Here is an 11,596-nt window from a genome sequence, read left to right on the forward strand (position 1 = left end):
CATGGAACCGTTCACCCAGCACACCGGGATCGGGGTCCCGCTGCGCAGGTCCAACGTGGACACTGACCAGATCATCCCGGCCGTCTACCTCAAGCGCGTGACCCGCACCGGATTCGAGGACGGGCTGTTCGCCGCCTGGCGCGGCCAGGAGGACTTCATCCTCAACCAGGAACCGTTCAAGAACGGGTCGGTGCTGGTCGCCGGGCCTGACTTCGGCACCGGTTCGTCGCGCGAGCACGCCGTGTGGGCGTTGATGGACTACGGCTTCCGGGTCGTCATCTCGTCCCGGTTCGCCGACATCTTCCGCGGCAACTCCGGCAAGGGCGGCCTCGTCGCCGCGCAGTGCGAGCAGTCGGATGTCGAACTGCTCTGGAAGCTGCTGGAGAACGAGCCCGGCACCGAGGTGTCGGTGGACCTCGAGGCCAAGACCGTGCGGGCCAAGGACTTCACCGCGCCCTTCCAGATCGACGACTACGTCCGCTGGCGGCTGCTCGAAGGACTCGACGACATCGCGCTGACCCTGCGCCACGCGGGGGACATCGACGAGTTCGAGTCGAAGCGGCCCTCCTGGAAGCCCGCGACGCTTCCCGCCGCGACCTCCTGACCTGCGCCGCCGGGGCCGGATTCCCTGCTCGGAAAGGGAATCCGCCCCCGGCGGGCCCCCTCTTCGCCCACGCCAAACGGAGCCTCCCGGACCCGGAAACGGGTCCTTCGGGAGGGCGGAACCGTTCCCGCCGCAAGGGAAAATTTCGCGTGCCGTTTGGAATTTGTGCTGTCTTGGTAATACCGTGTGCGTTAGCCGGCCGACCTGGCCGTGGACGAAGAGTTCTTCTTGGAGGGACTGGAATGGCCAACAAGGCCCAGCTGATCGAGGCGCTGTCGGAGCGTCTGGGCGACAAAAAGGTTGCTTCGGAGGCCGTCGACGGTCTCGTCGACATCATCATCCGGACGGTCAACAAGGGCGAAAAGGTGAACATCACCGGCTTCGGGGTGTTCGAGAAGCGCGCTCGTGCCGCCCGCACCGCGCGCAACCCGCGCACCGGCGAAGCCGTGCGAGTGAAGAAGACGAACGTTCCGGCGTTCCGCGCGGGCACCACGTTCAAGGACGTGATTTCCGGTTCGAAGAAGCTGCCGAAGGCCACGGCGGCGAAGCGGGCCACGGCCAGCACCGCGAAGGCGACCACCACCCGCGCCGCCTCGACCACCGCCACGCGCAGCACCCGTGCCACGGCGGCGAAGCCCGCCGCCACGCGCACCCGCGCCACCGCGGCCAAGGCTCCCGCCAAGGCCACCGCGGCCAAGACGACGACGCGCGCCACGGCCGCGAAGTCCACCACCACCCGCGCCAAGGCGGCCCCGAAGGCCACCACCACGCGGGCGAAGGCCGCCGCCAAGCCTGCCGCCAAGACCACCGCGGCAGCGAAGAAGACTACGGCCGCGGCCAAGAAGGCCCCGGCGAAGCGCACCTCGGCGGCCAAGAAGAAGTAACAGCCCCGGTATTCGTTGCTTCGCGGCAGGGCCCCGACCTCGGGTGAGGTCGGGGCCCTGCCGCGTTTTCGGGGGCTTGGGCGGCTGGACGGGCGGAGTCTGGCGGGGAGTGGTGAGGCGTTGTGGGGGCTGGGGTTTCGGCTGGGCTGAGCGGGGAGTCGGGGCGGGGTTGTTGTGCGGGCGCTCGGCTGGGCGGCGTGTTTGGGGCGGTGAGTCGGCGCAGGGGTTGCGGTGCTGGCGTGGGGTTGGGGTTTCGTCTGGGTGGGTGCTTCGCGCGGTGAGCAGGGGCAGGGTTGTTGTGCTGGTGCGGGTTAGGTTGCGGCTGCGTGGGGTGCTTCGGGCGGGGAGTCGGACGAGGTTGCGGGGGCTGGGATTGTGGCTGGACGGCGGCGGGTCGCGGGTGGCTGAGGGGTGCCCGGACGAGCGGACCGGGCGCGTTGCGGGGATGGCGCTGCGGGGGCGATTGCGGTGTCGACCTGCTGCGAGAGGGCGGGCGAGCTGTTGTGGCGGGCGGGTTTCGAGGCGGGGCGAGCGGTGGTCAGCCAGACCCCGTTGTGGTCGCGGGGTTTCCGGGCGAGGCGGGACAGCGGGGCAGGCGAGCCGGTGTGGCGAGTCTCTCCGGAGGTCGCGAATTCGCTGCCCCGCCAGGGTTGCCGGAGCACCTGCCCGGATGGTGTTGGGGCAGTGGGAAGACAGCGTTTCCCGAGGTCGGCGGCCTGTTCGGGCTCCAGGGAGAACCCGCCGAATTGCTGATAAGACAACAGATTCGGGGCCGTCCGGGAAGGCGATCGGATTCCCCGAAGAGGTCGGTCCGGGAGGGCTAATCCGACGCCCGGAGATAAATCCCCGCCGGGGGTAAATAAACCCCGCGAGCGTGTCTCGGACGTCGCTTATGCCGGACCCGGGATAACTGCTGAGCGGCGCTCAGCAATACCGGTCTCTATAGAATCCGAATCGCCGAAGAGCGCGCACGAGAAGGGGCCCGGCGCGCACGCCGGGCCCCTGGTGAAAAAAATCAGCCTGCCGAAGGCACCGGAGCGGGCAGCGGGCTCGGGTAATAGTCCGCGCCCACCAGAACCGGTCCGTCGTCGCCGGGGGAGAACGACAGGACCCACAGCGAGCCCTTCTTGCTCGGCACCACCCCGTCGCGGGCGGCGGGCAGTTCCAGGCCGTCCCGATCCGCCAGTGCGCTCACCAGGTCCGGGATCACCCCGCCCTGGCTGCTGATCAGCGGGGTGCCCCCGTCGGCCGCGATCGCCAGCAGGCGGCGGATTCCGAGCAGCGGGTCGGGCCAGTAGCCCTCTTCCGACAGCAACGGCTCGTGCCGCACCTCGACGCCGAGGGCGTCCGCGATTCCGCCGACGGTCTGCACGCAGCGCAGCCGCGGCGCGGAGAACACCCGGTCGGGGCCGAAGAGCGGCAGCAGGTCTCGCAGTGCGGCCGCTTGGCGTTGGCCGGCTTCCGACAGCGGGCGGAGGTCGTCGTCGCCGGTCCAGTCTTCGCGTTTGCCCGCTTTCGCGTGCCGCACCAGCAACACCGTCGTCGGCGCGGGCGGGAGGGCGCAGAACTCGCGCAGCACCCGGACATCCGCCGGCCGGGTGAGCAGCTGCTCGGCCGCGATCGGGTCCAGCCAGCGCAGTTCGTCGACCTCTTCGTTGGGCGCGAAGGCTCCCTCGACGGCTTCGCCGCTGAAGTAGTCGACGCTCTTGCGCAGCAGCCGCCCGTTGTTCTTCGCGGGGACTTCGTACCTCGTCTGCGCGACATAGCGGCCCAGCACCGCGCGGAACCCGGTCTCCTCGGCGATCTCGCGCACCGCGGTGGCGGCGATCGTTTCGCCGGGGTCGACCTTTCCCTTCGGCAGCGACCAATCGTCGTAGCGGGGCCGGTGCACGACGGCTACCTCGATCCCCGCCCCGGCACGGCGCCAGAGCACCGCGCCCGCGGCCCGGACGTCCACGCTCATCCGACGGCCCCGTGCAGCTTCGCGAGTTCGAGCTGATGGTCGCGCACCTGCGAACCGGCGGCCGGGAACGGCTGCCATTCGCCCGAGGAACTGAGCACCCAGCAGCGCGTGTGCGGATCGAGCGCCGAATCGAACACCTCGTCCAGCTGCCGTGTCAGCCTCGGGTCCTTGACCCGCACCAGCGCCTCGATCCGGCGGTCGAGGTTGCGGTGCATCATGTCCGCGCTGCCGATCCAGTGCGTGCCGCCCGCCCGGAAGTTGAACACCCGCGAATGCTCCAGGAACCGGCCGAGGATCGAGCGGACGCGGATGTTCTCGCTCAAGCCCTCGACGCCCGGCTTCAGCGAACAGATCCCGCGCACCACCACGTCGACCGGAACGCCTGCCTGCGACGCGTGGTACAGCGCGTCGATCACCTGCTCGTCCACGAGCGAGTTGCACTTGATCCGGATGCCCGCGTCGAGCCCGGCGCGCGCGAGTTCGATCTCCTCGCCGATCGCGCGCACGATGCCGCGGCGGATGCCGTGCGGCGACGTGAGGATCGTGCGGTAGGTGTCCTGGCGCGAGTAGCCGGTGAGGACGTTGAACAGGTCGGTGATGTCCGCGCCGATGCTCGGGTCCGCGGTGAGCAGGCCGAGGTCCTCGTACAGCCGCGCGGTCTTCGGGTTGTAGTTGCCGGTGCCGATGTGGCAGTAGCGGCGGATGGTCGAACCCTCCTGCCGCACCACCATCGACACCTTGCAGTGCGTTTTGAGGCCCACCAAGCCGTACACGACGTGCACGCCCGCGCGTTCCAGCGTGCGCGCCCAGGTGATGTTGGCCTGCTCGTCGAACCGCGCCTTGATCTCCACCAGCGCCACGACCTGCTTGCCCGCCTCGGCGGCGTCGATCAGCGCGTCCACGATCGGCGAATCGCCCGACGTCCGGTACAGCGTCTGCTTGATCGCCAGCACCTTCGAGTCGGCCGCGGCCTGTTCGATGAACCGCTGCACGCTCGTGGAGAACGAGTCGTACGGGTGGTGCACCAGGACGTCGCCCTCGCGCAGCGTCGCGAACACGCTCTTGGGCGTCTCGCGTTCGCCGAACGCCGGATGCGTCGCGGGCACGAACGGCCGGTCCTTCAACTCCTTGCGGTCGACCGCGGACAGCTGGAACAGGCAGGTGAGGTCGAGGAGACCGGGCACCTCGACGACGTCCTCGGGATCGACTTCCAGCTCGCGCAGCAGCAGTTCGAGCATGTGCTCGCTCATGTCCTGCGCGACCTCGAGCCGCACCGGCGGGCCGAACCGGCGCTGCGCCAGCTCGCGTTCCAAGGCCTGCAACAGGTCCTCGTCGCGGTCTTCCTCGACCTCGAAGTCGGCGTTGCGGGTGACGCGGAAGACGTGGTGCTCGGTGACCTCCATGCCGGTGAACAGATCGCTCAGGTGCGCGGAGATCAGTTCCTCGAGCGGCAGGAAGGTCGCGGTCCGGTTGCCGCGTTCGGTTTCCACGCGCATCAGCCGCGGCACGTTGCTCGGCACCTTCACGCGCGCGAACCGTTCGAGGCCGCCCTGCGGATCCCGCACCGTCACCGCGAGGTTCAGCGACAGCCCCGAGATGTACGGGAACGGGTGCGCCGGGTCGACCGCGAGCGGCGTGAGCACCGGGAAGATCTGCTCGGAGAAGTAGCTCGACAGCCGGAGCTGGTCGGCGCCGGACAGGTCGGACCAGCCGACGATCCGGATGTCCTGCTCGGCCAGCTGCGGGCGCAGGTGCTCCTTGAACGCGGCGGTGTGCCGCTCGACCAGGTCCTGGTTGCGCTTGGCGATGTAGTCCAGCTGTTCGCGCGGCGTGAGCCCGTCCGCGCTGCGCACCGAGAGGCCGGTGCCGTCGCGCCGTTTCAGCCCGGCGACCCGGACCATGTAGAACTCGTCCAAATTGGACGCGAAAATGGCGAGGAACTTGGCCCGTTCGAGCAGCGGCTGCGATTCGTCCTCGGCCAGCGCGAGCACGCGGGCGTTGAAGTCGAGCCAGGACAGCTCGCGGTTGAAATAACGGTCGTCGGGAAGCGACTCGACGGCGGTGGGCGCGGACGTGACGGCGGGCGGGGCCGAGGGGACGGAGCGGAATTCCTCGCCGCTCTCGGTCGTGGTCCGGCGCGATCGCGCGGCGGCGGGCGGCGCGGCGGGTTTCTTCGCCGAGGTGCGCAGCGCGCTCGACGAGGCGGTTTTGCGCTTGGCCGGTTTGTCTTTGTCCTCAGCCGGAGCCGCCTTGGGTTTTGCCCGGCGGGCCGCCGCGGCGTCGCCGTTCCCGCGCGAGGTCGCCTTCCCGCCCGCGGTGCGCGGGGCCGGGGACGAGGGGGACGCGCTGCTGCCGCTCTTCACGCGCCGCCGGGCCGGAGTGCTGCCGTCTTCTGTGCTCACGCTGCCCATTGTTCACTACGAAGCCGCGGTTTGCGCAGGCCGCGATGAAGGTCGAGTGAACACGTCAGCGCAATTGCGTCCGTTCGGCCGGGAGCAATGCCGCGGTGCGCTTCCCGAGACCGAGTCGCGCGGCGTGGCGCAGATCATCTTCGGTGTCGACGTCGCTGCGCAGCGACGGCAATGCCTGGGTGAGCGGAATCGCACCGGACGCCCGATGCAGTTCCGCGGAACCGGCACCGAAGTGCGGGTCGAGCGGTTTCCCCGGCGCGGACAGCAACAGCGTGGTCCCGGTGCCCTGCCGGTCGAAGACCACCGCGCGCCGGCCGGCGGCTTCGGTGAGCGCCTGTTCCAGATCCACCGCGCGCAACGCGGGGAGATCCGCTTGGAGCGCGCCGACGACTCCGTCCGGCGCGTCCGCGCGCAGCAGCTCCGCGCCGTGGCGCAACGCTTCGTTGAGCCCGCCGCCCGCCGGTTCGGCGACCAGTTCGACGCCGAGACCGGCCAATTCGGACAGCGCGGCCGGATCGGAGGTGACGACGAGCACGCGGCGGACGCGGGCGACCGACGTGACCGCGGCCAGCGTGTCGCAGGCCAGCGCCAGCACCAGTTCGGCGTGCCGGTGCGCGGCGACCGCGCCGCGCAGCCGCGACTTGCCCGCGCCCGGCGGTTTCAGCGGCATGACCAGGTCTGCGTCCACCTGTCCATCTTTACCCGAAACCGCTCGCGCGCGTGCGTGAGCGCACCCTCCCTGGACTGCGCGAACCGGCGCGCGGCAGGATCACCCGGAGCAGAGGCGACCCGAGGAGGAGAACTGTGGCACGGCGTGAGAAGGGCGGATTCTGGGTGGGGCTGGCCGCCGCCGCGTTCTACCCGATGACCGCGATCGGCAAGCGGGTGTACCTCGGCGCGGAGAAAATCCCCCGGCAAGGGCCCGCGGTGCTGGTGATGAACCACATCTCGCACCTCGACCCGCCGGTCGACGCGGTGTTCGTGCACCGGCAGAAGCGGGTGCCGCGGTTCTTCCTCAAGGCGAGCCTGAAGAACGTGCCGGTCTTCGGCCGGATCGTGACCGGGTCCGGGCAGATCCCGGTGGCGCGCGGGTCGAGCGCGGCGGGCGACAGCCTCAAGGCCGCGCACCAGGCGCTCGAAGAGGGCAAGGTCATCGTGATCTACCCCGAGGGCACCATCACGAAGGACCCGCTGGGCTGGCCGAAGGAGGCCTACAGCGGCGCGGCTCGGCTGGCGCTGCAGAACGACGTGCCGGTGATCCCGATCGCGCGCTGGGGCACGAACCAGATCTTCAACGGCTACACCAAGAAGTTCACGCCGTTCCCGCGCAAGACGGTGACGCACCTGGTCGGCGACCCGATCGACCTGTCGCGGTTCCGCGGCGCGAACCCGCGCAGCGCCTCGACGCTGCGTGAGGTCACCGCGGTGCTGATGGACGAGGTGACCCGGCTGCTGGCCGAGATCCGGCAGGAGGAACCGCCCGCGAAGAAGCCGGACACGGACGCGGCGGCGGACACCAAGGCGGAGATCACCGCCGAGCCCAAGGCGGAGGCCGAGAATCCGGAGGACGGTGCCTGATGGCGGGTTTCGCCGCCGACGTGCAGCGGGTCACCGTGCTCGGCGCGGGTTCGTGGGGCACCGCGTTCGCGAAGGTGCTCGGCGACGCGGGCCGGGACGTGACGATGTGGGCGCGCCGGGAAAGCGTCGCCGAGGAAATCCGGGAGCGGCACACCAACGAGTCGTATCTGCCGGGAACGACGTTGCCGGACCGGATCACCGCGACGTCCGACGCGGCCGAAGCGCTGGACGGCGCGCAAGCGGTCGTGCTCGGGGTGCCGAGCCAAAGCCTGCGCGCGAATCTCACCGGCTGGCGGCCGCTGCTGCCGCCCGAGGCGATCCTGGTCAGCCTCGCCAAGGGCGTGGAACTGGGCACGCTCAAGCGGATGAGCGAGGTGATCGCCGAACTCGCCGAAGTCGATCCGGGCGAGATCGTGGTGGTGTCCGGGCCGAACCTGGCCCGCGAGATCGCCGCCGGGCAGCCCGCCGCCGCGGTGCTCGCGTGCGCCGACCACGAGCGCGCGAAAGCGGTGCAGCAGGCGACGTCGAACCAGTATTTCCGGCCCTACACCAACACCGACGTGGTCGGCTGCGAGCTGGGCGGCGCGTGCAAGAACGTGATCGCGCTCAGCTGCGGGATGGCCGCCGGGATGGGCTTGGGCGCGAACACGATGGCGACGCTCATCACGCGCGGCCTCGCCGAAATGGCCCGGCTCGGCGCGAAACTCGGCGCGGACCCGCTGACCTTCGCCGGACTCGCCGGGCTCGGCGACCTGGTCGCGACGTGCTCGTCGCCGTTGTCGCGCAACCGCACCTTCGGCGAACGCCTCGGCCGCGGCGAGACGCTGGCCGAGGCGCAGGCGGCGACTGGCGGGCAGGTCGCGGAGGGTGTCGCGTCGTGCTCGTCGATCCGCGAACTGGCGCAGCGGCACGGGGCCGACATGCCGATCACGGACGCGATGTACCGGGTGTGCCACGAGGGCGTCGACCCGCGGCAGGCGGGCGCGGAACTGCTCGGACGGTCGCGGAAGCCGGAGTGGCGCTGAGACTTGTGAGTGGCGGTGCCGGTGAGAACCGGCGTTGCCGCGCACGAGTTGCGAAGGCGGGAAGCTTGGCCTGGCGAGCGGGCTGGGTGTCGTGAGCGGCGCTGCCGGTTAGAACCGGCGTTGCCGCGCACGAGCGGGCACACCAGGGTGTGAACCTGCGCTCACCTGGGCGGTCCAGGGGGTGAGACGGGTTGACCGGGCGGTCCGGGGCTGGTTCTCTGTGCGGCATGCTGACGTGCGAGATGACGATGCGGCCGGGGTCTGACGACCTCCGCCCCGTCATGGGCATGTCGTGTCGCTGTTGTCGGTGAAACCGTCCCGGCCCAGTTCGACACCCATCTTCTTCCCGTGAGGACTTCTTTTCATGTTCGCCGTTCCGGACAACACCCTGCTGCGTCCCGAGAACCCCGCCCTGCGCCACCCGGTCCGCGTCGCCGTCGACGTGGCCGCTGACCGGGAGCGCTGGGGCAGCCTGCTGCGCTACGACCCCGACCAGCGGTTCTCCGCCCTCGTCGAACGCACCGAGGACCAGGAGATCTGGCTGCTCAGCTGGCTTCCCGGCCAGCACACCGACCTGCACGACCACGCCTTCTCGACCGGTGCGTTCACCGTCGTGTCCGGGCGGCTGACCGAAACCGTCGCGCGGCGCGCCCCGGGCGGGCGTGCGGTAACCGAGGTGCACGGGCTGTCCGCCGGGCAGTCGCGCGTATTCGGGCCCGGCTACGTGCACGAGGTGCGCAACGACGGCCCGGACCCGGCGATCAGCGTGCACGTCTACCGCCAGGGCGGCCGGCAGATGCGGTCGTACCAGGCGAATCCGGTCGACGGGCCCGAGCTGCGGTCGTGAGTGTTCATCACGGTTAGAACCGGGATCAACACTCACGAGTCGAGGTCGCCGCGCAGCCTGAACTGCCGTTCGATCTCCTCCCGGGAGACACCCGCCGCGAGCAGAACCTGCAGCAGGATCCGCGATTTCCGCGGGCACAGCCAGCCGGCCATGGTCGCGCCCATCCGGATCAGGCTCGATTCGGAGCCGTGAAACCCGTAGGTGCCGCGGAAAGTCGGGCCCGCGCCGGTCCGGGAAGCGACGACCACCGGTACTTCCGCCGCTGCGATCACGTCCGCGGTTCCGGTCGACACGTGTCCGACGCCGTTCGCGGCCACCACTACGCCGCGCGCGCCGCCCTTGAGGACCAGCGAAAGCAGTTCGCCCGAATCTTCGAGACCTGATTCCAGCAGCGGAACGAGATCGACGGTTTCGGCTCCCGGCAGCACCGGCAGGCGCGGCGGCGACGGGTGGAAGTAGTGCACCGAGCCCTCAGCGACCATGCCGAGCGGGCCCGCGGGCCGCGACGAAAACGTTTCGACGTGGCTGGAATGCGTCTTCCGCACCCAGCGCGCCGCGTGCACGTCGTCGTTGAACGCCACCAGCGCGCCCCGGCCGCAGCTGCGCGGATCGGCGGCGACGGCGAGCGCGGCGAGGATGTTCGCCTGCCCGTCCGGGCTGGGCAGGCTCGGGTTCCGCATCGCGCCGGTGATCACCACCGGTGCGTCGGACGGCCACGTGAGGTCGAACAGGTACGCCGTTTCCTCGAGCGTGTCCGTGCCCTGCACCACCACGAAACCGTCCGCGCCCGCCTCGATCTGCTCGACGCCCCACTGCCGGGTCCGCGCGAGCGTCGCGTAGTCCATCGACGAACTCGACAGCCCGGCGAGCGTGGCCGCGGTGATCTCCATCGGCAGCCGGGAACCCAGGTCTCCCAGCAGGTCCTCGGCGCTGAGCCGCGGCACGACGCCGTCTTCGATCGAACGTCCGGGAGCCATCGAGATGGTGCCGCCCAGCGCGGCGACGGCGATGCGAGTCATGCCCCGCACTCTATGCGGGGCGCCGCGCCTGCAGGGTGTAGCTCGCGGCGATCCGGCGCGGGTTGTCCCGCAGCCGCCATTCGCCGCCCCCGGCCTCTTCCATCTCGTGCGGCAACGCGTTCCACGCCGCGGTGTCGTGTTCGGTTAGCCCGGTCAGGATCAGGCCCTGGTCGAGCAGCGCGGTGACGATCTCGCCGAGCGAATGGTTCCAGCTGTGCGTGGTCGTCGTGCGCAGTGGTTCGTCCGTGTCGACGTAGGTGGTGTCGTCGCTGAACACGAGCGGTTCGTCGTGCTCGAAGTAGTCGTACTTCGGCCACGCGCGTTCGGATTCGTCGTCGAGCGTCCACAGCATCGGATGGCCTTCGCGCATGAAGAGCCGTCCGCCGGGCCGCAGCAGCCGCGCGACCACCTCGGCCCACGGCGCGATCTTCGGCAGCCAGCAGATCGCGCCGATCCCGGTGTACACCAGGTCGAACGCGTTTTCGCCGAAGACTTCCACCGCGTCGTAGACGTTCGCCTCGTGGTAGTCGATGTCCGCGCCGGTGGCGTCGGCGAGCTCGCGCGCCTCGGCGAGCGACGCCGGGGAAAGGTCCAGACCAGAGATCTTGGCCCCGAGCCGGTGCAGCGACAGCGTGTCCGTGCCGATGTGGCACTGCAGGTGCACGGTGCGCAGCTCGGAAACGTCGCCGAGCCGCGGCTGGTCGAAGCGCACGATCTGGCTCAGGTGCGCGGGATCGGCCTTGAACTTGTCGAACTCGTAGTACGCCGAGCGCGCGTGGATCGGCGCGCGGTCGTCCCAGTTGGCGCGGTTGATCTCGAACGAATCGGTCACGCCTTCTCCGCCGCGCTGCGCAGGACGCAAAACTCGTTGCCTTCGGGATCCTGGAGGACAGCCCATCCGGTGCCGTCGTCGCGGCGGTGGTCGGAATGCAGTGTCGCGCCCAGCTTGAGCAGCCGGTCCACCTCTTCGTCGCGGGTCCCGTCGTCCGGCGCCAGGCAGAGGTGCATCCGGTTCTTGACGGTCTTGGTTTCCGGGACGGCGATGAACAGGAGGGTGACGCCGGAATCGAGCGTGATGCCGATCTCCGGATCGCCTTGCCGGTCGTCCTCGCCGACCGGGCGGCCGGTCACCTTGGTCCAGAACTGGGCAAGAGCCCACGGGTCGGCGCAGTCGACGGTGATGTTGTCCACGTACGAGGTCATCGGGCTCCTTGTGCCAGGGTTGCTGCCGGTCCGGAGTCTGCCCGGAATGCCCGATGCGCGCG

The 11,596-nt window shown here is 70.1% G+C and carries 11 protein-coding genes; 5 read left to right on the forward strand and 6 right to left on the reverse strand.

Translation table 11 applies throughout. The features are described 5' to 3' along the window. Nucleotide 1: 1 nt before the first annotated feature. Both leuD and EIZ45_RS20285 read left to right on the forward strand, forming a co-directional pair. Nucleotides 2-604: a 3-isopropylmalate dehydratase small subunit gene (gene leuD, locus EIZ45_RS20280; protein ID WP_037811732.1), complete on the forward strand. Its 603-nt coding sequence runs from the start codon at nucleotides 2-4 to the stop codon at nucleotides 602-604. A 242-nt stretch (nucleotides 605-846) separates the two neighbouring features. Next, the gene (locus EIZ45_RS20285) at nucleotides 847-1,488 is read left to right on the forward strand and encodes an HU family DNA-binding protein (RefSeq protein WP_037811731.1); all 642 of its coding nucleotides are present in this window, start codon (nucleotides 847-849) and stop codon (nucleotides 1,486-1,488) included. A 1,015-nt stretch (nucleotides 1,489-2,503) separates the two neighbouring features. On the opposite strand, the gene EIZ45_RS20290 is transcribed toward EIZ45_RS20285, so the two are convergent. From EIZ45_RS20290 to cofC, 3 genes are read right to left on the reverse strand one after another with little or no spacing between them, the layout of a single operon-like run. Further along, nucleotides 2,504-3,451: an NUDIX hydrolase gene (locus EIZ45_RS20290; protein ID WP_037811730.1), complete on the reverse strand. Its 948-nt coding sequence runs from the start codon at nucleotides 3,449-3,451 to the stop codon at nucleotides 2,504-2,506. Further along, complete coding sequence (locus EIZ45_RS20295; protein WP_199817566.1) at nucleotides 3,448-5,862, reverse strand: RNA degradosome polyphosphate kinase; 2,415 nt, start codon at nucleotides 5,860-5,862, stop codon at nucleotides 3,448-3,450. The genes EIZ45_RS20290 and EIZ45_RS20295 overlap by 4 nt, the downstream gene beginning before the upstream one ends. Nucleotides 5,863-5,917: 55 nt before the next feature. Further along, nucleotides 5,918-6,550 (reverse strand): 2-phospho-L-lactate guanylyltransferase, encoded by a 633-nt coding sequence (cofC, locus tag EIZ45_RS20300; protein ID WP_134665553.1) that lies wholly within the window; start codon nucleotides 6,548-6,550, stop codon nucleotides 5,918-5,920. A gap of 176 nt (nucleotides 6,551-6,726) precedes the next feature. Here cofC and EIZ45_RS20305 point away from each other — a divergent pair, with 176 nt between their 5' ends. From EIZ45_RS20305 to EIZ45_RS20315, 3 genes are all read left to right on the forward strand, one after another. Continuing rightward, entirely contained in the window at nucleotides 6,727-7,440 is a 714-nt protein-coding gene (locus EIZ45_RS20305) for a 1-acyl-sn-glycerol-3-phosphate acyltransferase (RefSeq protein ID WP_240690744.1), read from the forward strand. Then, on the forward strand, nucleotides 7,440-8,465 hold the full coding sequence (locus EIZ45_RS20310; protein ID WP_043835439.1) for an NAD(P)H-dependent glycerol-3-phosphate dehydrogenase: 1,026 nt from the start codon (nucleotides 7,440-7,442) through the stop codon (nucleotides 8,463-8,465). The genes EIZ45_RS20305 and EIZ45_RS20310 overlap by 1 nt, the downstream gene beginning before the upstream one ends. A gap of 364 nt (nucleotides 8,466-8,829) precedes the next feature. Further along, a complete protein-coding gene (locus tag EIZ45_RS20315; protein WP_043835437.1) occupies nucleotides 8,830-9,312 on the forward strand; it encodes a cysteine dioxygenase family protein in 483 nt (160 codons plus the stop codon). Between the two features lie 32 nt (nucleotides 9,313-9,344). Here EIZ45_RS20315 and EIZ45_RS20320 read toward each other — a convergent pair whose 3' ends face one another. From EIZ45_RS20320 to EIZ45_RS20330, 3 genes are read right to left on the reverse strand one after another with little or no spacing between them, the layout of a single operon-like run. Beyond that, on the reverse strand, nucleotides 9,345-10,331 hold the full coding sequence (locus EIZ45_RS20320) for an asparaginase (protein ID WP_134665549.1): 987 nt from the start codon (nucleotides 10,329-10,331) through the stop codon (nucleotides 9,345-9,347). Between the two features lie 10 nt (nucleotides 10,332-10,341). Continuing rightward, nucleotides 10,342-11,163, reverse strand: coding sequence for a bifunctional 2-polyprenyl-6-hydroxyphenol methylase/3-demethylubiquinol 3-O-methyltransferase UbiG (locus EIZ45_RS20325; RefSeq protein ID WP_134665547.1), 822 nt, complete (start codon nucleotides 11,161-11,163; stop codon nucleotides 10,342-10,344). Continuing rightward, on the reverse strand, nucleotides 11,160-11,534 hold the full coding sequence (locus EIZ45_RS20330; protein WP_043835433.1) for a VOC family protein: 375 nt from the start codon (nucleotides 11,532-11,534) through the stop codon (nucleotides 11,160-11,162). Before EIZ45_RS20330 ends, EIZ45_RS20325 begins: the two co-directional genes overlap by 4 nt. Between the last annotated feature and the right edge of the window lie 62 nt (nucleotides 11,535-11,596).

The organism is Amycolatopsis sp. CFH S0740 (genome assembly GCF_004522315.1).
Classification (GTDB): Bacteria; Actinomycetota; Actinomycetes; order Mycobacteriales; family Pseudonocardiaceae; genus Amycolatopsis; species Amycolatopsis nivea.